Raw genomic sequence first — 21,728 nt, 5'->3', positions numbered from 1 at the left:
CCTCTAGTTCTATTTGTACATTCTAGTAACCATTTTATCATATTCTGGTGTTGTTACTAAACTATCCACAATAAGAAATTGAGAATTCGGTGCTTCTTGCTGTACTTCTGCTTGTAAAGCAATGGTTGTTACAATCAATATGTTTTTAGAATTGAATTCACCTAATTCTGATATTTTGGCCGTAGACACTGGAATACGAATATTCTTGTTTCTAAAGATAGCCCGAATCGTTTCACAGCCCATAGTTGCAGATCCCTGTGCTTTATCATAAGCAACTACTACAGCATCAATATGGTTAAGGTCAATTTCCTGACTATCTACTGGTGCTAAAGTTGGTATATCTCCTTCAATATCTGCTACTGGGGAAGCTCCTGTTAATGAAGCTACAATTTCATCATAACGAGGTGATGCTAAGAAATTATCAACAGAAATATGAATAGCACTTGGACTCTTGCCTTTAGCTCTTGGTGTCAATTCTTCCTGAGTAACAATTAATGTTTTCGGTGTATCAACTAGGTTTGAGATAGCCTGATTAGACACCGGAATTTCCAGACCTGCTTTTTTAACCTTATCACGAAGAATACTTGCTCCCATTGCAGAACTCCCCATGCCAGCATCACAGGCGAAAATAATTTTCTCTACTGAATCTCTTGAAATATTTGTATCTACAGCAACTGGAACTACTTGCCCCTTAGATTTAGCCTTAGCGGCTTGAGTAGCAGCTTGAGCAGCTTCTAACGAATCATCAGTCGACTTATCTGCACGTAGGATAAGAGCTGCTACAAGGAAGGAGACAATTGCTCCCACTAATACCCCAAGCAGGACATTAAGATGAGGCCACACACCTTTTGGAGCCATAGCCATAATCGCAATGATAGATCCTGGAGAAGCTGGAGATTTAAGACCAGCATCTAAAAATTGGAATGTAAAGGTACCTGACACACCTCCAGCAATCGCAGCTAGGAAAAGAGCTGGCTTCATCATAACATAAGGGAAGTATATTTCATGGATACCACCGAAGAAATGGATAACCATTGCTCCCCAAGAAGAAGATTTCGCAGAACCTTTACCAAACAAGGCGTAAGCCAAGAGGATACCTAGACCTGGTCCAGGATTAGCCTCTAAGAGGAAGAGAACAGATTTACCAGCTTGAGATACTTGCTCAGCTCCTAGAGGTGTAAAGATTCCATGATTAAGAGCATTGTTAAGGAAAAGTACCTTTGCTGGTTCGATGATAATGTTTGCCAAAGGTAGGAGTTTAGCATTGACAATAGCCTCAACACCATTTCCAACAGCTCCAGTAAGAGTCGATACCACTGGACCGATTGCGTAGAAAGCCAAAAGCAGTAATGCAAAACCAACTAGACCAGCTGAAAAGTTATTAACTAACATTTCAAAGCCAGGACGAATTTTTTCCTGGAACTTCTCATCAAATTTCTTGATAGCCCAACCTCCCAGTGGTCCCATTACCATAGCTCCGACAAACATAGGAACACTAGAACCTGTGATCGCACCAACAGTAGCAATAGCCCCTACGACGGCACCACGTTGTCCATGAATTACATAACCGCCCGTGTAACCAATTAGAGTCGGCAATAGATAAGTCAACATAGGACTAACAATAGCAGCCAATTGCTCATTTGGTAGATAGCCATCAGGAATAAAGAGGGCAGTTAACACTCCCCAAGCAATAAAAGCCCCAATATTGGGCATAACCATGTTTGAAAGTGATGTTCCCAGTTTTTGAACTCTAACTTTCAAAGATACTTTTTTTTCCATTAGGATTTTCCTCCTTTTCTTTGAATCTAGTATATACAAAAATGAAAGCGTTTAAAACTAAATCTTTGTCACAGATTTTGTGCCAAAAAATCAACTTTTGTCACAAATCTCTCTTTTTATACCATATTGTAAACAAAATGTACCGAAAATCGCATCAAAAATTCAAATTATGAGTTATAAAAAATAGGCTGTAAAGTCTAAGAGATAATCCTCCCAGTCTTACGCCTATTATTCATCTATTTATTATTCAACTGTAACGGCCTTAGCCAAATTACGCGGCTTGTCTACATCTAATCCACGGTGTAGAGAAGCATAGTAAGCAATCAATTGAGTAGGAATAACCATAGAAATACTAGATAGATACGGATGAACTTTGTTGACAATAATATCATCCCCTTCTTTTTCTATTCCTTCTTCTACAATAGTCAGAATATTAGCACCACGTGCTAATACTTCAGAAACATTACCACGAGTATGAGAAGCAATGGTTGGGTTATCAGAAATCAACGCAATAACAGGTGTACCATCTTCTATTAAAGAGATAGTTCCATGTTTGAGCTCTCCAGCCGCAAAACCTTCACATTGAATATAAGAAATTTCCTTAAGTTTAAGGCTAGCTTCCATAACTACATAATAGTCTTGACCGCGCCCGATATAGAAAGCATTACGTGTCGTCTCCAAGAGCCCACGAACCTTCTCTTCAATTAACTCTTTTTCAGAAAGAGTAGACTCAATAGACTGAGCTACAATTGAAAGTTCACGCACTAAATCAAATTTTTTTGCTTTTTCATTACCATTGGCTTCCCCAACTGCTTTAGCAAGAAATGCTAGAGTCGCTACTTGTCCTGTATAAGCCTTAGTTGAAGCTACAGCAATTTCTGGACCAGCGTGCAGTAACATAGTATAAGTTGCTTCACGAGAAAGAGTAGAACCTGGAACATTAGTCACAGTCAAGCTTGGAATTCCCATTTCATTAGCTTTAACTAAAACTTGACGACTATCAGCAGTTTCACCTGACTGACTAAGCAAAATAAACATTGGTTTTTTGCTCAGTAGCGGCATGGCATAACCCCATTCAGATGCAATACCCAATTCCACAGGCGTATCAGTTAATTCTTCTAGCATCGTTTTAGAAGCATAACCTGCATTATAAGAAGTTCCAGCTGCAATGATATAAATTCGATCTGCCTCCTGAACCGCTTTAACAATCTCAGGATCCACAACCATCTGTTGATTCTCATCAGAGTATGTGTTGATTAGCTTACGCATCACAGTTGGCTGTTCATCGATTTCTTTGAGCATATAGTATGGATAAGTCCCCTTACCGATATCGGACAGATCTAGCTCAGCAGTATAGCTTTCACGCTCCAGAGTATGCCCGTCATAATCCTGCACTTCCACACTGTCTTTACGGACAATAACCAGCTCTTGGTCATGAATTTCCATAAACTGACTTGTCTCGCGAATCATCGCCATAGCATCTGAGCAGACCATATTGTAGCCATCACCAAGACCAATCAAAAGAGGTGATTTGTTTTTCGCCACGTAGATGACATCTGGATTTTCAGAGTCAATCAAAGCAAAAGCATAAGAACCACGGATGATGTGAAGAGCTTTTTTGAAGGCTTCAAGTACTGACATACCGTCTTCTTCCACAAATTTTCCAATCAAGTGAACAGCAATTTCTGTATCTGTTTGTCCCTTGAAGTGGTGACCTGCAAGGTACTCTTCCTTGATTTCAAGATAGTTTTCGATCACCCCATTGTGCACCAAGACAAAACGTCCTGTCTCAGAGCGGTGTGGGTGAGCATTGTCTTCCGTTGATTTCCCGTGGGTAGCCCAACGAGTATGTCCGATACCAGTTGTTCCCTCAACACCAGCTGTCTTGGCAGACAATTCTGCAATACGACCAACAGCTTTTACCAAATGATTTTCTGCACCACCCAGGACAAAAATTCCCGCAGAATCATAACCACGGTATTCGAGCTTTTCAAGCCCTTGAATCAAAATATCAGTTGCATTTGTGTTTCCAACAACACCAACAATTCCACACATAGTACATACGACACAGACAAGCTGTGCTTTCTCCTTAAATTGGTATAGTCTAATTCTCGCTTTGAAGAATCAGCAAAAACAGTATATACTTGTTTCTTTCACTTGTCAAGAACAAAAATTGGTATAGTTCAATTGCTTTTAAACAGTATACAAAAAACCATTCAAGAAATAGCTCTCGAACGGCTGGAAATGATAGTTGTTTGCAGTGTTATTATTGCAACAACATATATCTAAGACAAGAATCTTTACTGATGATTTCGCACAAGTCCAAGATAGGCATAAGTCCGAGTTCGTGGACAATCTTTTTCCATCTTCACCCTAAAATAAAATCGATGTTCCCTACCGTCCTTGGCGTTTTCCTTGTTTAAGACAAAGTAGTCCTTTTGGTTAATAGCCATGGTTCGTAGGATGTCGTCAATCAAAAAAGTCAGGGGTACATTCATGGCAGAGTATTTTTGAAAATCTTCCTCAAAACGAATGTAATCATCTGAGAAATAGTCCATCTGCAATTTATTTTCATAAAGCTCTTTTCTAGTCATAAACTTCCTCCTGACACAGTTGAATTTCTAGGATGTCACCAACCCTTAGTAGCCTATAACCCTCATCAGTTCTAACCGAAATTTCTTCGGGAGATAATTCTCTTACTTCACCGATTATCGTGCTTCTCCCCTTTTTTTCTCGACATACGAAGCAACCTTTTAGTCGCCCGATGTATAGCTGTGAAAGCAACAACAACTTCTCAACAGGAGTCAAATCTGTCGAGAAATCGACACGATTTTTTTCTTCACTGAGCGAGCTCGTATGCTCTGATAAAAAGAAGCCCATCCACTTCTGCATCCCTGGATCCTGATAGTCCCTTGCGGATTGGAAGGGCAAATAAGAACGATCAATCATTTCAAGCCATCTAATCCTCCAGCAGAATGCCCTCCGATCAGCTTACTTCTGGCAATACTTCTCGATGCATCCTCTAAGGCAGTCGCCTTTAAGAGAGAAGTAAATCCGAATTGCTCTCGAATGGAATCAATAGCAGTCTGGAGCCTTTCTTCTTTTTCTACTTTACCAACATCATCAAAAAGGGAAATCAAAGCAAAGGATTCGTCCACAAATCCTGAATAACTGACAGCAACACTCCTGACGGCCCCAGAAGTGTATTTGCTATGGAACAATTGCAGGACATGCCCGACCAAAATACTGGTGTTATTGGTTGGCTCAACCTTCATCTGGGTATGGATGGAGCATTTCTGCTCCTGCTTAGAAAAACCAAGATGAATAGAAACCACCGTCGCCTTTTTTCTAGCCCTTCGAAGCCTGATAGCCACTTGCTCAGCCATCTCTCGAAGGATAATTTCGATATCTCGTTGTTTGACATAGTCTCTCGGTAAAATTTGTGAATTGCCCAAGCCGTGAGATTTAGCTTTATAGGGTTTATGAACATTACTCTCGTCAATCCCATTGGCATGAAACCACAGGCGCAACCCAGCTTGACCAAGTTCTTTCTTCAGAACATCCGGATTGCTATTGGCTAATTCCTTAATCGAATGAATCCCTAAACCATTCAAGCGCTTCTCCATTCGATGCCCAATCCCCCAAAAGTCAGTCATCTTAGAAATACCCCAGACCTTTTCTTCCACATCCTGGTAAGACCAATTGGCCCGCATGGTCGGTGTGTGCTTGGCTTCATTATCCAAGGCCAACTTAGCAAGCAGAGGATTGGCATTAGACATGCCGACCGTCGAGTAAATCCCTGTCTGCCGCCAAATATCTCGCTGGATACGAGCCGAAAGCATATCCAGCTTATCTTTACGAGAAATCTGTCGATCTGGGACAAAATAATTGAGCGAACTGGTCAGGTCAATAAAGCCTTCGTCAATAGAGTAGGGATAAATATCATCTGGACTGCCATAGTTCTGGAAAATGCGCTGAATTTCCATATTGACCGCGATATACTTATCCATTCGAGGAGGGACAATGACGGTCACCCGAGCCCAATCTTCGATAAATTTCACATAGGCTGGATCTGTCCGTAAACCTTGTTTCTTGGCATTGTAGTAGGAAAATTTACGCGTTTTGATATCAAAGGGGAGGTCATAGGCACGACCAACATTTGCTTTCCCAAAGACCTTTTTAAACATCGGCGAGGAGGCAAGAATCAGTCCAACAGAATTATCCGCCCGACTCATAACACAAAGGGAGGTTTTAAGGGGATGGAGTCCTCTTTCTACACACTCAACGCTAGCATAAAAGGACTTCATATCGACAAAGGCAATATCACTTTTGGGCTCTCTGGAATAATCAAAGTAGCCCATAGACTATCCCTCCATTGGCACAAAGTTACCCACGATAATGCCTACAATCCGCGGATCTTCTTCGTAAGAGATGTGAATATCCTTGTATTTAGGATTGATGGAGACCAAACGTAAGCCATCCTCTTCTCGATAGACCCGTTTGATATAGGTCTGGTTATTGCAAACCACTGCATAGACAGCACCGTCGTAATCAAATCCGGTCTCTCGAATCAGAGCCACGGAACCATTTTGATATTTGGGTTCCATGGAATCTCCAGACACCCATGAAGCAAAATCGTGAGCCAGTTCTTCATTGAAATAAACCGTATCAAAGTTTCGATCATCATAAACTGAAGCTCCGATACCAGCCGACATGCGTTCGTAGACATGATACTCGTAGAGTTTTTCTGAAATAGCAGTCACCTTCTTGGCTTGTTCTTCTTGAGCCAAGTTGCGAGCATAGAGCACTACCTTCTCTTTTCCTTTATTGGAAAGGCTGTTATAAAGACGAACAATTTCGATTTGAGTAAAATAGCCTTTTGGTACTTTTAAGATTTTCTCTAGCTGACTAACCTTTTCTTTAGAAGGCTCCTTGACTCCACGCTCCCAAGCTGAATAAGCCTGAAAACTAATCCCAAGTTGCTCTGCAATCTCTTTTTGTGTTAGTTTTAGCTCTTTCCTACGAGCCTTGAGTTTTTCTGGTTGGTACATATTTTACCTCCTAGCGTGATGCTTTCGTTGCAGGTTGACTTTATTTTAAAAATTAAACCATTTTGGTTTAGTTTTATTATATAAAAAAAGTAGACGAATGTCTAGTGGAAAAATCCAACTTTAAACCCTGTTTACTTCACCTTCATAAAATGATCATGACTCACAAATAAAGAAGAAAACCATCTCAAATTTGATGAGATGGTTAATCATTTAGTCTACTTTATAAAAAACTTGTTCTGAGTTAGTTGGAACAGATTGACCAGCAATAAGCCTATTTTTACTTGAATCAGAATCAACCCATTTCATAGTAGTTCCCGCAGGATAAACACTCATACCAAATCCTGTATTCCCACTTCTAACACTAAAGTTAATACTCCCATCGTTACCTAGGCTCACTTTTTCAATGTTACCACTATTCACTAGTCCATTTTTATCGAATGTGAATTCTTGACCAAAACCATTTCTCCAAGTTCCAACTAGAGTAGAGAAGTCTCCATTTTGAATGGCTTGCGCATCTATTTCCTGTGATTTAGACTGTGCTTGTTCTTGTTGTGTTGAAGGTTTTTCCTCTGTAATAGTAGTAACACTAGCTTGAGAAGTTGTTAAACTAGTAGTTGTCGTTGTACTAGTAGTAGAAACCTGTTCTGTTGTAGTATTTACTGCTTTTGCATCATGCTTCTTATGATTAAAGAAGAAGAGAGAACCTATCAGTACTATAGCAATGAAGCAACTTAACAGAATCAAAATCCAATTGATGCCTTTTCCTATTTTCATTTATAACTCCTTTATATTATTCGTATTTAATTATATCATACTAAACTGATACTCGGAACAAAATTTTAGATTTAAATATATGATTTGAGTAAATTTTGGGGTGAACTTTCGTTTTTTTAACAAAAAAAGACATCCAAGAGTAAATTCTTGAATGTCTGTAAACGTTGATAGTATCGTATTGATTAACGTTTTGAGGCAATTGACTTATTAGTTTTCAATCACAAAAGACACCTCATAAACACTAAATAGTTAAAACGAATAATAATTTGTCAGAATGTTGATCTTCATTTAGTAGTTTCTATGTATATTCAATTATTCCTTTAGAAATATTTGTAAATATTTTATTACTACACTTCAGAATCTGATTTATGGTTATTAATTTCTTTTTTTACTTCTGCGACTGCTGTCTTAGCTACATTTGTAGCTACATTAGCTGTTGCTTTTCCAACAGCTACTCCTTTTTCAGCTACTTTCAATAAGTCTTTTTTTCTTATATTTAAACCACCCTCTTTGAAAAGTATAATACTTACAAAAATATTTGCCACAGCACAAAAATAATAGATGGCTCCTCCATAGCCTAGCCCTCCGGACCTTCCTAATAGTTCACCAGTAATTGACACATGTACAGCGATAGTATAAATATTTAACAATATGATAATTACAAATCTGATTCTACTAAAGATTATCGATTTAATATTGACTAAAGATAATATTAAAGTAATTGAAAATGCTCCATACCATGCAATAAACAAAATCAGTGGAGAACGAGCACGTAAATAGCTAGCAACCTCTCGGCTAATCGGAGCAAGTGACATATCTCGACCAGTGACAACCGGTAGTAAAAAAGTAACAAGCCCTAAAATTGTTGTACCAATTAAAATATTTTTATATTTCATAATAATTCCTTCTTCTTATTAATTTTTAAGTCTTCTATTTTTTAATTAATATCAATTCATCATCACTGCTACCATCAGATAGTCTTAAAATATTCCCTTCCTTCTTAAAAGTCATATCTGTGGTTAACTCGCTTTTGACGTCTTTTACTGTGAAAGTTTTTGTAGTTGAATTAATCTTTTCAATTTTTCCCTCATGTTTCTCATCACCCTTTTTCATTATCAAATCTCCTTTGTTACCATGTATTGACATTACAATAGTAAATCCACCTTTTTCACCAGAATAACTTCCATCAAGTTCGCTCTTGTTTAAAAAGTTACCAGAAACCATCGCGAAAATTATTACTATCCCTACTACAATTATCTGATTTAGTCTTGATAAGCATTTAAACCAATTAACAATCTTCATAAAAATTTCTTTTATCTCGTTCATTTTATCCTCTTTTCAATTTCATATTTTTCGTTAAACACTATCTAAAAACTCTATCTAAAGCATTTATAACTCAATCCTTCCTTTTCGCTCTTTTTAGACCAATAGTATAAAAGGTAGTCTATCAATCTTCTAATAAATAGTATCAAAAATATATATTAAAATTTATCTATTATATTCTATAGTTTCATTTTTATAAAAAAAGCCCCTAAATAGAGGCCTTTTTCTACAATTTGAACCTATAGTTTTATTTTCACTAACTTTTAACAAGAATTTAAAGTATAATATTAATTATTAATTTACTAAAAAGCTAGGAGATTAATTTTCTTTATGATTAATATTCATCCATTTGGACAAACATTTAAGCAATTAAGAGAACTACGTGGATTGAGTTTAAAAGAAACTGCCTCTGGTGTTGTTTCTCCTCAATTTCTTGCACGTTTTGAACGTGGAGAAAAAGGTATATCTCTCGAAAACTTTAGTCGTCTATTAATTGTTCTTGGATTAGAATGGAACGATTTTGCAACCATATATGCTAACAACGGAGGGGATTGTTTAGAATTCCCTGCAATTGAGCTCGCAAAACACATTAAAAATGAGGAAGATATTATTAAGTATCTTCCTGAATACGAAAAACTATTTGACAACTACTTAACCGATAATAAGTTACAAGCAGATATACTTTTAAAAACTATAAAACTAAATTATTATCCAACAAAAGACAAATCTGATGAAACTGTTGCTAAAATTCAAAATATCATTAATCATTTAATGTCTTCAGAAACTTTTAACAGTGCGGAACTAGAAATTTACTATCGAATAGTTAATCATTGTCCTATGGAATTAGTTAATCACATGGCAAAACAATTGCTATTTATGTATAAGCAGAGTGCTAACACTGATACTTACATTCGCATATTAAATGGATTAACCTTTACTGCAAAACATTTTTCAGAACAAGGTTATTATAATAAAGCTGACGAAATAATCAATAAAGTCAAAGAATTACAGACATTTGAACGTGGATATCTATCTACACCTCTTATGTTTTTAGAAGTTGAACATGTCTATAACCAATTCCGTTGGAACAAACCTGAAGCTATTCATCTGGCTAGAAATTTATTAAATTATTTGGAAAGCGCTAAATTCATTGATAACAATTATTATTCTAACTTTATTAAAGCATTTACTTACCATTGTCATAAACTAAATAAAACTGGTACTGAACTTTTTTAGAACCGTGATTCTCGACAATCTTTCTTTCAAAAGTCCCGGATTGGACCATCACTTATTTCATCTAATTTTAATCACTTTCATAACAATAAGGTTAACTTTCATAAAAAACAAACAAAAATCGAACCAAAGGATCAAAAGTTTTCCTTATATAGAATAACTTGTTTTATTTATTAGAAAAGAGAGCTAACTGCTCTCTTTATTTTTATCTATATTTTCGTTTACCCACTATAGCAAGTAATCCAATAATCGCTCTAACAATTATTGAAGCTATTTCTGAAACACTCACTCACAGTGATACGATTACAACTAAGACTTATGTCAACACTTCAAATGTAATTCCAATGGCTGTTGGAGAAATTGCCTTTCGTTAAAAAATAATGGTGTGAATTTTGCTAAAAATCATCAAAAAAACACCCCATGGTCTGAACCATGAAGTGTTTTGAAACGTTGATAGTATCGTATTGATTAACGTTTTGAGAATTGTGATGCTTTACGAACTTTCTTAAGATCTATTGGGGAGTATTTCTTTTTTTATAAAACAAGAAGGCTACTTATACCTAAAACTGTTTTCACCCAAAATAACCTTAAAATATTTGAACCTCGTATCTGAATCTGGAACCGAGAATTCGAAGCTTTGTTTAGTTCCATTTTCCCATCCATATCTTGTGTTAAACCGAAAACCAGAATAAATTTTATCATTTTCATCATAAAAATTAATATTTATATCTATGTAACTGATGTAATGACCTGTAGTATTTTCAAAATTCCCCACGTAGCGTTTCTCTTTTTCTGATCCATCTTCAACCTCTTCAACAACAAAGTTTTTTGCATCAAACGTATCTACTAATATTCCGTAAACTCTATTAAATTCTTTAACAGCTTTACCGGATCTCAATATATCATTTAAACTATTTTTATCTTGAACAGGAATTTCACTTATTGAATTAATATCTAAAAGTAATTCATAACGTTTATGTTGGAGTTTATTCCACTCGCGTCTAAAGATACTATCCAGGTATTTTCGATTTGTTGTCGTTTCCTTTTCATTCTTAAGGACATCAATATAGGTGTCAGCTAGTTTCTTTAACTCAGGATTTTCAAACTCTCGATTTTTATATTTCTTAAGTTCATTTAGTTCATAATCCACATAAGTTCTATAGTTTTTTAGTGATTCTTTATCATACTCCCTTTTGGCAACAACCTCCCAACGTTTATCTAACCCTTTTGCTAACGAAGTTAGAAATTCATTATCATAGGTATTATTGTTGTTTTTACTTGCATTAAATATAAGCAAAAGCATTAGTAGAATTATTGAAACTACACCTAATAGTTTTTTCCCCACACTCAATCTCTCATTTCTTTCTTTTTTTCTATTATAACACTCCTTTGATTACTGTCAAACTAATAGATGCTTTTGAAAAGTATTGTAAATATAGGCCCTTTTCTATATCAAATGAATTTCATATATTTGAGAAAAGCTGTCGATAAAAAATAACTCAAGAAAAATTTTGTGATAAGTCTTACTTTTCAACAAAAAAAGAACACCCCAAAAGGTGCTCTTTGTAAGTATAGTCATTCTTTCGAAGAACGTTTACTAAATTGTGACTATCAATTCTCAGCAATAAATTAATTTAAGAACATATGCTCTATTAAAAAGTGTTTTTTCACATGAAAGGCCTTGAGAAACTCAACAATTATATACGCCTGCATCTTATGTTATTCGTTCTTCTCCTGTTGAATAATGGTGAAGTTACGGAGTAAGGTTGACATTTTTGTGAAAGCCCTTGCAAAACTAAAGTGTTAGACGTATAATATATGTATAACACCACAATCTGTTTCAAGGAGGTCCAACAATGATTAAACAAGCTAAAAAACTATTTCTTTGTCTGCTCTCTCTTGTCGTAGTTTTCGTAATTGCTGGATGCGGACAGAACCAATCTTCAGACAAAAATGCCAATAATGCACAACAAGAACTCAATACTATCGCTGGCGAATGGCAATTAACCGATATTCGCAATACCGTGCAAAAGTCGTTTCTCACGATCAATATGCTTCCCTCAACATTCGGGACATTACTCAATCAGTTTGACACACTTGATTTCCGCTTAAAGATAGAAGATGGGAAAGCAGATGCATCGTATCAGTTCGATTTGAATAAATACGCAGAAACTCGTATGAAAATAGACCCTGGTATTCATCCTGACGAAAAAGAATTTAAAAAGTCCCTCTTCAAAATAATTGGTTCGATTTCAGAAAAATATAAATCTTCAACAGTTTCCTTGGATGAATCAACAGGAATCTTCTCCTACGACACGAAAGGAACTGTCGATGAATCGAATAAGACTGTCACGTTTAGCGAAGGGCTGGTTTTAATTTCAACTTTTCCATTCTCAAATTCATTAGCAGAAACATCTTATACCTACTCACTCAAGAACGGATTACTCGTCTTAAGTGTAGATGTTAAAGGAAAGGAGGACGTCCCCACTCACTTCGAGCTTCGTTTTAACCGCGTTGGCGCCACAAAGGAAAAGAAAGAACCTGTTTCGCTTGAAGGAAAATGGGAAGCTCTTAACTTCAGAGACACCGCTGAACGCGCTGCTGGGTATACGGATTACCTAGAAAGCAACAATAAACCAACACGTCTCTACTATGTCAAAGGCGCTGAAAATATCGTACCAACCTTAGACATTAAAGGAAATGGTGCTACGTATGAATACACTGTAGATTACAAAGTATTTATCGATCCTTATTTACAAAACTTCTTTAAAGATAATAAACCAGATGATGCGCTGAAAAAAACATACTACAGCTTCAACCTTCACTCGTATCAAACGAAATTTGGTAAGTTGAAGCATCATCAATTCGACTTTGATATGAATCAATTCATTGTGAAGAGCGTTTTAAAGGATATTAAGATTGACACGACGAACCAAACCATCACGTTCCCGGAAACACCAAATATTCTTGGCCTCCTCTTGTATGGTGGAGAAAATATTGAAGAGGCCGCGACTTATCAGTACTCAATTGACGGAGATATCTTGACATTGACACTGGAGAAGGTTCCAGCAGAAGAAGACATCAATGCCGATCATTATCCTATTCGCTATGAAATGAAATTTAAAAAAATAAAAGAATAAGCTGAAAAGAAGTTTATTTGATAAATTGCAAGAATAAGTGCGACAAGCATCAGCTGCTGCAAAAGAATTATTCGGGAAAGTTACTGGTGATCAAAGCACTGAAACAGAAGGTACTGTAGAAAAAGATTTAGCAAAAGCTAAAGAAGTGTTCGAAAACGTTAAAGAAGGCGTTAAAGGCACAGTTGAAGGGATTGAAAATACTTTCAACAAATAAGAGTCGCTACAGTTGTAGTGGCTCTTATTTTTTTTATAAAACATATTCTGCTAGTAATCGTTCGAACTCGCGGATATCAATGCCACGTTTCAGTTCAATCTTAATATGATCTGAACGTGTCCATAATTCCACTTCTGCTGTGTAATCGAGGATACCTGCATTTTCTGTAGACCACATATTCACAGCGCTATACGGCAAGGAATACATCTCGACTTTCGTTCATATGAGTCCTTGAACGTCTTTGACAATCAAGCGTTTATTGGTGAATACCGCTACGTCTCGTACGGTTTTGAAGGCGGGTCTGCTACCTCTCTCCTGTCACAAGAATTTCTTCTTAAATAATATGCGATACTCGTCCCCTGCTTCCTCGAGATAGTTCTCAAGCTCCTCACAGAATTTCACAAACGTCTGGTAGATCTGTTCTTCAGAAAGTCTGCAACTGCGAAACGAATGACTTGAAATCTAAGAATTCCTAGCGTGTAATATCGATGGAAAACGAAAATCCCTATTGATTCTGTCTATAAACTATTCTTTCTTCACGCTTGTTCTCTATTACTGTTCTCTTTTGCCCATTCCGGGTTACTATAATAGCGTACATATAATTTAGAATCGCCACCAGCTTCATCCATTTTATCTTTAATTTTAACTTCTGGATGAGTGACTTCTCCTGTTTTTGTAAAATACTCTCCGATTTTACCCGCGCGATTTTGAAGCCCCCACGCTACATCATTTCCTTGAATGAAAGCTAAGAAACCATGAGAATTCACGAAGTCAAAGAATTCTGCAACGGTGAGACTCTCTGGCACCTCGAATGTCATCTCATGGTAGTATATATCATCTCCGGCACAAACTGAATCTCGATCGACTATAATTTTCATCTGCCCACTTCCTCTAAAGAAATTATTTATAACTCATTATACCATACTCGCATTCTATTCGCGTAAATTCTATAAAACAAAAAACACTCTGTAAATACAGAGTGCTGAGATCTTGTAACAAATTCCAATAACGTATTAACGTTTACTAAATTGTGAAGCTTTACGAGCTTTCTTAAGACCTGGTTTGACAAGGCTTTATTTTAAGCAATTTTAAAACAGCTTTACATCAAATTCTAGCAGACTTGTACTGCTTTTTTTATTTCAAAAAATTTGTATAAGTTTTATTGAATTAGGGAAATTTCAAGTAAACAACTTAGCTGTTATTACCCTCGAATAGAGTTCCCCACTTAGTGATTGATAATGGGAGTATGGGTTTATTTTTCTTGTAAAAATCTAATAGGTCATCATTAGTTATTCGAACCACATTGCCAATCTGATTTAGATTGATTATTTTAGGTGCATACAGATATACTATATACCCATCCTCAACATATCTATTGAATTCTAAAGCATCCAATTCCTTAGCTTTTTTCCCCTTTACTTGAAGCACCGCTTTTCTAAGATTACAAACATCCCTAGAAATCATTTCACACTCGATCTTAATTGTAGTGGATTTATTTGCTATTGAATTAGACAGAACATAATAGTTCTCTTTTATTTGTAAATAAGATATTACAAGTTCCTCTAAGTCAAAATCTGGTAGATTATCCAAAAGATTACCCTCTTGTTGAATAACCTTATAATATTTACTGCTTGATAATTGATTAAAAATCGTTTTCGAATACTCAATTATTATTCCATCACGAATTTTTTCAACAGTACCACCCCGAGGTCTATTGAAAGACGATTTAATTTGGCCAGGTACTTGCATTCCAAAATTATAAGCTTCGACTGGTAAGACTGCTCCAATATCCAACCGTTTATCACATACTACTTCAACAGGCGATATAACTCTACAAATCCAGTAATTACCATCCAGATCTCGTGTCCAGAATAAGTCGTCTACTTTAGCATCCCTAAAAACGTTAATTGCTGGATTAGCTCTTCCAGATATCTCTTTAACCCTGTAATAATACTCTTGAAAGCTCTCGCGATAGAGATCTTCACTTTGACTACTCCAACCAATAGCAACATACTGTTTTTTTCTATTTAAACAGAAATCTACCAATCCCTGCCTGAAATCAGTCCCAGTCTTCAAATGTAATCTTGCTACATAATCCATGAATTTTGCCTCACCTAAGGATATAATGTTTATTTTTTTAATTTCCTAAATTATCAAACACCATACCAAGTTTTTCTGAGTTACATGACATGAAAAATCTAACTTAATTTGACAATTTAGGTATACCTCCCCGTTAACACAAAAAAACTACTGGTCTAGTTGAAATGCATTTGCTTATTTGTCTAAAGAATTAAGAAAGCCAGGTAAGAAAGTATCAAATGTCTCATGATTTAACTTTACAAATTTATTCTGACCTACTTTTCTTGTTGTAGTAAGACCAGCTTCTCGCAAAGTTTTAAAATGATACGAAGCAGCTGATTTACTAATAATGAGCAAATCGCCAATTTCTCCACAACTTAGTTCAGTATTCGCTCTGTACAGTAATCTAATAATTTTTAGACGAACATTATCTGCTAATGCTTTAAAAATTTTAACTCTTAAATCATCTTCGCTAAGGTTATATTGTTTCATAGTCATAAAGTAATTTTACTATTGAAATAAACACTTGTCAATTTTTTGTACGGCCGTCGTTGACTTTTCTGCATTATAGTGATAATATAAAATTTAATAGTTCAATAATTGTTTAACTATTAAATTTAAAAAGGAGGTGTTTTATGAAACAGAACTGGATAGCCATTATTACGTAAAGTATATATTTATAACTTATAACAAAAATATTCTTAGAAAGTGATGTTAATATACAATGAAAAAATACTCTCTTTTGTTCTTCTTAACAATGTTCATTATAGGAACTGATACATTTTTAATTTCTCCACTGCTTCCAACTTTAGCAAACCTATATAATATAAATTCTTCAGTTTCTGGTTGGATGGTCAGCGCATATGCAATAGGTTATGCTGTATTTGCCCTTATATCAGGCCCAATTTCAGATGGTCGTGATAGAAAAAAAGTAATGACTTATGGGCTGATTGCTTTTACCATTTCAACTTTTCTATGTGGTTTTGCAACAAGTTTTCCTTTAATGCTCCTTTTTCGCTTATTTGCAGGTATCAGTTCTTCATTTGTAACTCCACAAGTTTGGGCTTCAATTCCTATTGTTGTTGATAAAAAGTATATTGTGCAGGTTATGGGATATGCGACCGCTGGTTTATCCGTTTCTCAAATGGCTGGGGTACCTATTGGTGGCTATCTGGCAAACTTTTCTTGGCAAACTCCCTTTTATACGATTGCGTTTGCTTCCTTAATACTTCTCATTTTAATCCATATTTTTCTACCAAAACTTGAAATTGGAAAAGCAAATAGAATTTCTTTTACAGAGGCTTATAAAAATGTCCTAACTAATAAAAAATCAGTTAGTTATCTAATTGCTTATTTTGTTTTTCAAACAGGTTCTTTTACAGCCATTACCTTTATATCTACATGGTTTACCAATGACTTTAATATGAGTTTAACTAACATTAGTACTGCAATTATAGCTATTGGTGCGGGTAACTTATTGGGGTCTTTATTTGGAAGTCAATTGGTTAAAAGATTTGGTTTACAAAGAACTTTTAAAACTGAATTACTTACATTAATTATCCTCTATCTTATTCTACCTTTTGCTAATAATTTTTGGGTAGCCGAAATTTTATTAACAATTATCTATATAAATAATGGATTTATTTTTCCTTTGTTTATGACGACTTTGCAAGGTACTGTTGAAAATGCACGAAGTACGATTTCTTCATTATCAAATGCAGTAATGTATTTAGGTGAAACAATTGCAGGTATAGTGGGAGGAGTTCTCTTTGTGAAATTTACAGGATTCTCAGGAATTTCTGTTTTCGCAGCTATTATGATTGCCTTATCATGGTTATTGTATGCACAAGCAGGGGCGTTTAAGAAAGATAAATCTTAATCTCAATATTTTAATTCTAAAAACAATATAAAATAAAGAGGCTGGGACAAAAGTCCGATCTCAAATATAAAAAGCGAACAAAACTAGTTTTCTGGTAATCAGAATTCTGCTTTGTTCGCTTTTCGCATTTAATTATAGATTTGAAGGGCTTAGTAATTAAGATTTTTAAAAATTGAAATCTTTTTGTCCCAGCCTCTTTACCCATCTTCTGTATGCTCTATCATGACTTGTAACGCACGTTTTTAAATCCTTTTGGTTATCTGTGCGATTTTTTCGAGTTCTTCTTTCCGTTGACGATCACTCATATACTCCACTCGTGTAACTTGTGTCATTTTAACCGGTTTAATACCACAGGGTTTCAAGATTTGAGATTTTAGAACCTTTGCGTAGTCTTGAGAAAAAGGAAGAAAAATTTTTGGCGTATTATGCGTCGTAATGATCCACGCTTTTCCATCTAGTTGCCCCACCGGACCTCGAGGTCCATTCTGATAAGCAAAACCTGCAACAAAAACACGATCAATAAAACCTTTTAAAATAGCTGGCATTCCACTCCACCAAGTAGGGAAAATAAAAATCAACTGATCCGCCCAACTCAATAAATCTCTATACGGTTTCATGTCTTCATTATGCTGTAAATCTCTCCTTTTATGCCTTTCATCAAAACGTAAAACCGGATCAAAGTTTTCTTTATATAAGTCTACTATTTTAACCTCATGCTCTGGTGCTAAATGCTTTTGCACAGTTTGAAGGATTGATGCATTATAACTTGTTTCATTCGGATGTGAATAGATTATTAAAACATTCATCAGCTATCTCCTTTTATATAAATATCAAGCATCGTTCTGACGGTCTTTTGAACATCATTTTCTTTAAAGCTTTCTCCAACAGGACTCCTTACCAATAGAGCCAAACCAGCAATAAAACTCCAAAAATGGATCAAAATTTCTGCGTCACCACTAGAAAGATTTTCCTCATCTTTAAGTCTTAACGCTACCGACTTAAAATGTTCAAATCCTGGTAAAGAGGAGTTGACTGAAATAGTTTCCTGGGATAACTCCATATAGTTATATGGAAATTTGATAAATAATGCTTCAAATAGATAGGTTTCCTCTTGGGCAAACCTTACAAAGTTACAGCCCATCAGAGTTAGTTGAGTTCTTGCATCTATGGAAGTATCAATTCCAAGTATCATATTTTTCAAAAAGAACATTGATAAGTGTTCCATAACAACTTGAATATATCTATCTTTACTTCCAAAATGCTTATAGGGAGCTCCATGAGTCACCCCACATTTTTGAGCTATTGTACGCATAGACATCCGGTCAATCCCGTTAGTTCTGATTTCTTCAATGCCGACCGAAATTAACTTTTCTTTCAGTTCTTCCGTATTCCGTTTCATTTGACCACCTTTCCTTATCGAAGTATACGTTGTCTACTTTTTATAAAGTATACACCGTCTACTTATATTTGTCAAATAAAAAAATACTCAAAACTTTCCTTAGGAGTGTTTCTAAGATGACCTTATCTTCAATCCAAAAGGCTGAGACAAATCGTCTCAGCCTTTAATAACAGTCTCTATCCTTTAGGTGAAAATACCGATTTTATGGTATAATAAGGGTAACTCTATACAAGGAGGTGTGCCATGACTCTTGATGTAAATAAAGAAGAATTAACAATTTTAGGAATTCCCTTTGATAACTTTTCAGATTTTGATACTGTCTGGTATGCTATTGGGTCATCAATGATTGAAAATTATGAACCTACTGTTCAAGATGTGATTGATTTAAAAACTTATGTTATCAACAAACGAAAGGAATTGAATATTGGTTAAAAATCAATACGAAGGCTATGAGTACATTGACCCCAATCACCAATATACCTATCCAAATTCTACAGTCTTAATCAACAAACAAAATATTACAAATATTGAAGAAGCCTACCGGAATGAGCATTTATTCGTTACTAAAAGGCTTGCAGACTTGCGCTTGAAAACCATTGAAGTCTACTCCATTAGTGATATTTTAGCCATTCATAAATATTTATTTCAAGATGTCTATGCTTGGGCGGGACAATTTCGCAAGGTGAATATCTCAAAAAATGGGAATCCTTTTATGTCAATACAATCTTTCAGTACTGCCCAAGTATATATAAACCGCCTTATTCATACCTATTATCAAACTGCTAATTCAAAAGATGAGATTATTAAACAATTAGCAAAAATTCTTGATAATCTTAATTATTTCCATCCCTTTCGAGAAGGGAATGGACGAACTCAACGAGAAGTCATTCGTTCCTTAGCATTATCAAAAGGGTATTCTGCACAAATACGCGTGGAACAAGATGACGAGGTTTACAATCTTTATATGGACGGAACAGTCTATGGGGACTTAGGAAAGTTAGAAAAACTACTTGGTAAAATACTGGAAAAATTGTAAATTAATCTACAAAAACACTTGTATATTTTTTAAATATCCTAAATATCACAGAAAATTATAACTTACTCAAAACTTAAAGACAAAAAGCTTCTGAAATCTAACGTTTCAGAAGCTTTCTTCTTATCATAAAACGACTGCAACTATTAATCGATACCACATTATCTATATTTATTAAAATAATTAATGTTTAAGTAGTGGTCCGCTAAGATGAAATTCAAAATTTGTAACATCAACTAAACCAACAACTTTGTCACTTTGATATAATTCCATCAAAAATTGTGCCATCTCTTCACTTGTGTGATATTTAGCAAAATGCTCATCATAATCATATTCTTTAGAATCTGTAGCAACTTGACCGAATTCCGTTTTTGTGGCAGCTGGAGCTAAAACCTTAGCTTTTAATTGATGTTGATTTGCCTCTAGTTCCAATGCCAAGCCTTCTGTAAAAGCACTAACATAAAATTTACTTGCACAGTATGTAACTGCATTTGGAACCATCATGTATCCGCCTCTAGATGATAAGTTGATTAATTGAGCGCCTTTACAATCTTTATAATCTCTCACATATAGAGTTGATAGAATTGTTAAAGCTTCAATGTTTAGATGGATTAATGTTATTATCTTTTCTAAATCTTGAGATTCAACCTTATCATAATTTCCAAAACCAGCATTATTTATTAGAGTAGTAATGTGATATTTTTTCAAGCTTTCATAAAGAGCAAAAACATTACTGGACTTCGATAAATCAACAACTTTAATAACAACATCTAAATCCGGATAATGGTTCAAAATCTCTTGCTTCAATTTTTCTAGTCGTTCTTGACGCCGAGCAATTAAAATAAGATTCCTTCCTAATTTTGCAAATTGTCTTGCTGTCTCCGCTCCTATACCAGCACTGGCTCCAGTAATACAAGTATAATTCTTCGTTTGTTCCATACTATTTTCTCCTTTACAGATTGCTATTTGCATTTTTTATAAGAGTCGCTGCTCCCATTCCGCCACCTACACAGAGAAGCGATTCCATAATTTCCTTTATTTTCAATCAACTCATAAATTAGAGTACTTTATATCAAATTCCTTTGATGCTATGTATTTTACATAGTAAAGTGCACTTTATGTCAAGAGAAAACTGAAAATTTTTCGATTTTTTTAAAATTATGCTAAAATATTAAAAAAAAGGGGGAAATATTATGGCTCACTATTCTATTGGAGAATTTGCTAAAAAAACTGGACTTTCTATTTCCACACTTCGATACTATGAGCAAGAAAAATTGATTTACTCACATAGAGAAGAAAATAATCGTAGATACTATGATGACTCTGATATAGCGTGGACTCAATTCATTATTAGATTAAAAAAGACGGGAATGTCTATTAAAAATATGCAAGAATACGCTGACCTAAGATATAAAGGAGACTCCACAATTCCTCAACGACTTAGACTACTATTTTTTCAACTTGATGAGCTTCATAAGCAACAAACCGAAATAAACCAACATATTGATTTTCTTGAAAAGAAAATTAAAACTTATTTAGGTATTAATCCTAATTAGCACCATTATTATTTTCTTTATCCAAAAAGGGATTGAAAATAAAATTTCAATCCCTCAGATTGAAGACAAAGTCCTGGAACCCAAGTTTCTATGGACTTTTCTTTGTGTAAAGTCATATAATAGAGATAACGTTGGCCTTACTTTAGCATGCTTAAATATCAATAAAATTGGTGAAATGGATAGCAAATATCCCTTTTTATTACTACAATTTAAAGGAAAATAATTCTTCTTATTAACAACTATTGTAGAAAGAATTTCTTTAAATCAA

General features: G+C 35.1%; 23 protein-coding genes and 2 pseudogenes. 8 read left to right on the top strand and 17 right to left on the bottom strand.

Going from position 1 to position 21,728, the window contains the following annotated elements; all coding sequences use genetic code 11:
• Nucleotides 1-9 precede the first annotated feature (9 nt).
• From HMPREF3237_RS03915 to HMPREF3237_RS03875, 9 genes are all read right to left on the bottom strand, one after another.
• Complete coding sequence (locus HMPREF3237_RS03915; RefSeq protein WP_070888907.1) at nucleotides 10-1,779, bottom strand: PTS mannitol transporter subunit IIBC; 1,770 nt, start codon at nucleotides 1,777-1,779, stop codon at nucleotides 10-12.
• A 243-nt stretch (nucleotides 1,780-2,022) separates the two neighbouring features.
• Entirely contained in the window at nucleotides 2,023-3,834 is a 1,812-nt protein-coding gene (gene glmS, locus HMPREF3237_RS03910; protein WP_070888906.1) for a glutamine--fructose-6-phosphate transaminase (isomerizing), read from the bottom strand.
• A 245-nt stretch (nucleotides 3,835-4,079) separates the two neighbouring features.
• On the bottom strand, nucleotides 4,080-4,373 hold the full coding sequence (locus tag HMPREF3237_RS03905) for a DUF5960 family protein (RefSeq protein WP_070888905.1): 294 nt from the start codon (nucleotides 4,371-4,373) through the stop codon (nucleotides 4,080-4,082).
• A complete protein-coding gene (locus HMPREF3237_RS03900; RefSeq protein WP_070888904.1) occupies nucleotides 4,366-4,728 on the bottom strand; it encodes a hypothetical protein in 363 nt (120 codons plus the stop codon). Before HMPREF3237_RS03900 ends, HMPREF3237_RS03905 begins: the two co-directional genes overlap by 8 nt.
• A complete protein-coding gene (locus HMPREF3237_RS03895) occupies nucleotides 4,725-6,140 on the bottom strand; it encodes a Y-family DNA polymerase (protein ID WP_070888903.1) in 1,416 nt (471 codons plus the stop codon). The genes HMPREF3237_RS03900 and HMPREF3237_RS03895 overlap by 4 nt, the downstream gene beginning before the upstream one ends.
• 3 nt (nucleotides 6,141-6,143) lie before the next feature.
• Nucleotides 6,144-6,830 (bottom strand): XRE family transcriptional regulator, encoded by a 687-nt coding sequence (locus HMPREF3237_RS03890; protein ID WP_016466166.1) that lies wholly within the window; start codon nucleotides 6,828-6,830, stop codon nucleotides 6,144-6,146.
• Nucleotides 6,831-7,040: 210 nt separating this feature from the next.
• On the bottom strand, nucleotides 7,041-7,604 hold the full coding sequence (locus HMPREF3237_RS03885; RefSeq protein ID WP_070888902.1) for a DUF6287 domain-containing protein: 564 nt from the start codon (nucleotides 7,602-7,604) through the stop codon (nucleotides 7,041-7,043).
• Nucleotides 7,605-7,951: 347 nt separating this feature from the next.
• Nucleotides 7,952-8,500, bottom strand: a complete 549-nt coding sequence (locus HMPREF3237_RS03880) for a hypothetical protein (RefSeq protein WP_070888901.1) — start codon at nucleotides 8,498-8,500, stop codon at nucleotides 7,952-7,954.
• Between the two features lie 34 nt (nucleotides 8,501-8,534).
• Nucleotides 8,535-8,930, bottom strand: coding sequence for a hypothetical protein (locus tag HMPREF3237_RS03875; RefSeq protein ID WP_006146341.1), 396 nt, complete (start codon nucleotides 8,928-8,930; stop codon nucleotides 8,535-8,537).
• A 327-nt stretch (nucleotides 8,931-9,257) separates the two neighbouring features.
• Here HMPREF3237_RS03875 and HMPREF3237_RS03870 point away from each other — a divergent pair, with 327 nt between their 5' ends.
• Both HMPREF3237_RS03870 and HMPREF3237_RS09145 read left to right on the top strand, forming a co-directional pair.
• Entirely contained in the window at nucleotides 9,258-10,163 is a 906-nt protein-coding gene (locus tag HMPREF3237_RS03870; RefSeq protein ID WP_006146340.1) for a helix-turn-helix domain-containing protein, read from the top strand.
• 254 nt (nucleotides 10,164-10,417) lie between these two features.
• Nucleotides 10,418-10,534 (top strand): annotated as a pseudogene (locus HMPREF3237_RS09145) (integrase); the annotation flags it as partial.
• 176 nt (nucleotides 10,535-10,710) lie between these two features.
• Here HMPREF3237_RS09145 and HMPREF3237_RS03865 read toward each other — a convergent pair.
• A complete protein-coding gene (locus HMPREF3237_RS03865; RefSeq protein ID WP_070888943.1) occupies nucleotides 10,711-11,505 on the bottom strand; it encodes an FxLYD domain-containing protein in 795 nt (264 codons plus the stop codon).
• Between the two features lie 511 nt (nucleotides 11,506-12,016).
• Between HMPREF3237_RS03865 and HMPREF3237_RS03860 the strand changes: the two genes are divergently transcribed.
• Nucleotides 12,017-13,300, top strand: a complete 1,284-nt coding sequence (locus tag HMPREF3237_RS03860; protein ID WP_070888900.1) for a hypothetical protein — start codon at nucleotides 12,017-12,019, stop codon at nucleotides 13,298-13,300.
• Nucleotides 13,301-13,337: 37 nt separating this feature from the next.
• Nucleotides 13,338-13,514, top strand: coding sequence for a CsbD family protein (locus HMPREF3237_RS03855; protein WP_070888899.1), 177 nt, complete (start codon nucleotides 13,338-13,340; stop codon nucleotides 13,512-13,514).
• A 33-nt stretch (nucleotides 13,515-13,547) separates the two neighbouring features.
• On the opposite strand, the pseudogene HMPREF3237_RS03850 reads toward HMPREF3237_RS03855, so the two are convergent.
• From HMPREF3237_RS03850 to HMPREF3237_RS03835, 4 genes and pseudogenes are all read right to left on the bottom strand, one after another.
• Nucleotides 13,548-13,766 (bottom strand): annotated as a pseudogene (locus tag HMPREF3237_RS03850) (PH domain-containing protein).
• A gap of 284 nt (nucleotides 13,767-14,050) precedes the next feature.
• Complete coding sequence (locus tag HMPREF3237_RS03845) at nucleotides 14,051-14,392, bottom strand: hypothetical protein (RefSeq protein WP_070888898.1); 342 nt, start codon at nucleotides 14,390-14,392, stop codon at nucleotides 14,051-14,053.
• 313 nt (nucleotides 14,393-14,705) lie between these two features.
• Complete coding sequence (locus HMPREF3237_RS09070; RefSeq protein WP_070458768.1) at nucleotides 14,706-15,614, bottom strand: ribonuclease D; 909 nt, start codon at nucleotides 15,612-15,614, stop codon at nucleotides 14,706-14,708.
• 174 nt (nucleotides 15,615-15,788) lie between these two features.
• Nucleotides 15,789-16,091: an ArsR/SmtB family transcription factor gene (locus tag HMPREF3237_RS03835; RefSeq protein ID WP_006146248.1), complete on the bottom strand. Its 303-nt coding sequence runs from the start codon at nucleotides 16,089-16,091 to the stop codon at nucleotides 15,789-15,791.
• A 226-nt stretch (nucleotides 16,092-16,317) separates the two neighbouring features.
• Here HMPREF3237_RS03835 and HMPREF3237_RS03830 point away from each other — a divergent pair, with 226 nt between their 5' ends.
• Nucleotides 16,318-17,472 carry an MFS transporter gene (locus tag HMPREF3237_RS03830; protein WP_070888897.1) on the top strand — a complete coding sequence of 385 codons (1,155 nt, stop codon included), beginning with the start codon at nucleotides 16,318-16,320 and terminating at the stop codon, nucleotides 17,470-17,472.
• 242 nt (nucleotides 17,473-17,714) lie between these two features.
• Here the strand turns inward: HMPREF3237_RS03830 and HMPREF3237_RS03825 are convergent, their stop codons facing one another.
• Nucleotides 17,715-18,278: an NAD(P)H-dependent oxidoreductase gene (locus HMPREF3237_RS03825; RefSeq protein WP_070458764.1), complete on the bottom strand. Its 564-nt coding sequence runs from the start codon at nucleotides 18,276-18,278 to the stop codon at nucleotides 17,715-17,717.
• On the bottom strand, nucleotides 18,278-18,871 hold the full coding sequence (locus HMPREF3237_RS03820) for a TetR/AcrR family transcriptional regulator (protein WP_049503230.1): 594 nt from the start codon (nucleotides 18,869-18,871) through the stop codon (nucleotides 18,278-18,280). The genes HMPREF3237_RS03825 and HMPREF3237_RS03820 overlap by 1 nt, the downstream gene beginning before the upstream one ends.
• 243 nt (nucleotides 18,872-19,114) lie before the next feature.
• Here HMPREF3237_RS03820 and HMPREF3237_RS03815 point away from each other — a divergent pair, with 243 nt between their 5' ends.
• Nucleotides 19,115-19,303 carry a hypothetical protein gene (locus HMPREF3237_RS03815; RefSeq protein ID WP_000171299.1) on the top strand — a complete coding sequence of 63 codons (189 nt, stop codon included), beginning with the start codon at nucleotides 19,115-19,117 and terminating at the stop codon, nucleotides 19,301-19,303.
• Nucleotides 19,296-19,907: a Fic/DOC family protein gene (locus HMPREF3237_RS03810; RefSeq protein ID WP_070888896.1), complete on the top strand. Its 612-nt coding sequence runs from the start codon at nucleotides 19,296-19,298 to the stop codon at nucleotides 19,905-19,907. The genes HMPREF3237_RS03815 and HMPREF3237_RS03810 overlap by 8 nt, the downstream gene beginning before the upstream one ends.
• 180 nt (nucleotides 19,908-20,087) lie before the next feature.
• On the opposite strand, the gene HMPREF3237_RS03805 is transcribed toward HMPREF3237_RS03810, so the two are convergent.
• A complete protein-coding gene (locus HMPREF3237_RS03805; RefSeq protein ID WP_070888895.1) occupies nucleotides 20,088-20,843 on the bottom strand; it encodes an SDR family NAD(P)-dependent oxidoreductase in 756 nt (251 codons plus the stop codon).
• Nucleotides 20,844-21,097: 254 nt separating this feature from the next.
• Between HMPREF3237_RS03805 and HMPREF3237_RS03800 the strand changes: the two genes are divergently transcribed.
• Complete coding sequence (locus tag HMPREF3237_RS03800; RefSeq protein ID WP_002888280.1) at nucleotides 21,098-21,460, top strand: MerR family transcriptional regulator; 363 nt, start codon at nucleotides 21,098-21,100, stop codon at nucleotides 21,458-21,460.
• Nucleotides 21,461-21,728 lie beyond the last annotated feature (268 nt).

Origin of the sequence: Streptococcus sp. HMSC34B10, from assembly GCF_001839505.1 — a bacterium.
GTDB lineage: Bacteria > Bacillota > Bacilli > Lactobacillales > Streptococcaceae > Streptococcus > Streptococcus peroris.
The sequence above is the reverse complement of the archived record's forward strand: the minus strand, read 5'-3'. Positions and strand labels throughout refer to the sequence as shown.

Bases quoted from the DNA above. Each gene is read 5' to 3' on its own strand.
- HMPREF3237_RS03915 (WP_070888907.1), bottom strand. From the start codon at position 1,779: ATGGAAAAAAAAGTATCTTTGAAAGTTAGAGTTCAAAAACTGGGAACA.
- glmS (WP_070888906.1), bottom strand. From the start codon at position 3,834: ATGTGTGGAATTGTTGGTGTTGTTGGAAACACAAATGCAACTGATATT.
- HMPREF3237_RS03905 (WP_070888905.1), bottom strand. From the start codon at position 4,373: ATGACTAGAAAAGAGCTTTATGAAAATAAATTGCAGATGGACTATTTC.
- HMPREF3237_RS03900 (WP_070888904.1), bottom strand. From the start codon at position 4,728: ATGATTGATCGTTCTTATTTGCCCTTCCAATCCGCAAGGGACTATCAG.
- HMPREF3237_RS03895 (WP_070888903.1), bottom strand. From the start codon at position 6,140: ATGGGCTACTTTGATTATTCCAGAGAGCCCAAAAGTGATATTGCCTTT.
- HMPREF3237_RS03890 (WP_016466166.1), bottom strand. From the start codon at position 6,830: ATGTACCAACCAGAAAAACTCAAGGCTCGTAGGAAAGAGCTAAAACTA.
- HMPREF3237_RS03885 (WP_070888902.1), bottom strand. From the start codon at position 7,604: ATGAAAATAGGAAAAGGCATCAATTGGATTTTGATTCTGTTAAGTTGC.
- HMPREF3237_RS03880 (WP_070888901.1), bottom strand. From the start codon at position 8,500: ATGAAATATAAAAATATTTTAATTGGTACAACAATTTTAGGGCTTGTT.
- HMPREF3237_RS03875 (WP_006146341.1), bottom strand. From the start codon at position 8,930: ATGAACGAGATAAAAGAAATTTTTATGAAGATTGTTAATTGGTTTAAA.
- HMPREF3237_RS03870 (WP_006146340.1), top strand. From the start codon at position 9,258: ATGATTAATATTCATCCATTTGGACAAACATTTAAGCAATTAAGAGAA.
- HMPREF3237_RS03860 (WP_070888900.1), top strand. From the start codon at position 12,017: ATGATTAAACAAGCTAAAAAACTATTTCTTTGTCTGCTCTCTCTTGTC.
- HMPREF3237_RS03845 (WP_070888898.1), bottom strand. From the start codon at position 14,392: ATGAAAATTATAGTCGATCGAGATTCAGTTTGTGCCGGAGATGATATA.
- HMPREF3237_RS09070 (WP_070458768.1), bottom strand. From the start codon at position 15,614: ATGGATTATGTAGCAAGATTACATTTGAAGACTGGGACTGATTTCAGG.
- HMPREF3237_RS03835 (WP_006146248.1), bottom strand. From the start codon at position 16,091: ATGACTATGAAACAATATAACCTTAGCGAAGATGATTTAAGAGTTAAA.
- HMPREF3237_RS03830 (WP_070888897.1), top strand. From the start codon at position 16,318: ATGAAAAAATACTCTCTTTTGTTCTTCTTAACAATGTTCATTATAGGA.
- HMPREF3237_RS03825 (WP_070458764.1), bottom strand. From the start codon at position 18,278: ATGAATGTTTTAATAATCTATTCACATCCGAATGAAACAAGTTATAAT.
- HMPREF3237_RS03820 (WP_049503230.1), bottom strand. From the start codon at position 18,871: ATGAAACGGAATACGGAAGAACTGAAAGAAAAGTTAATTTCGGTCGGC.
- HMPREF3237_RS03815 (WP_000171299.1), top strand. From the start codon at position 19,115: ATGACTCTTGATGTAAATAAAGAAGAATTAACAATTTTAGGAATTCCC.
- HMPREF3237_RS03805 (WP_070888895.1), bottom strand. From the start codon at position 20,843: ATGGAACAAACGAAGAATTATACTTGTATTACTGGAGCCAGTGCTGGT.
- HMPREF3237_RS03800 (WP_002888280.1), top strand. From the start codon at position 21,098: ATGGCTCACTATTCTATTGGAGAATTTGCTAAAAAAACTGGACTTTCT.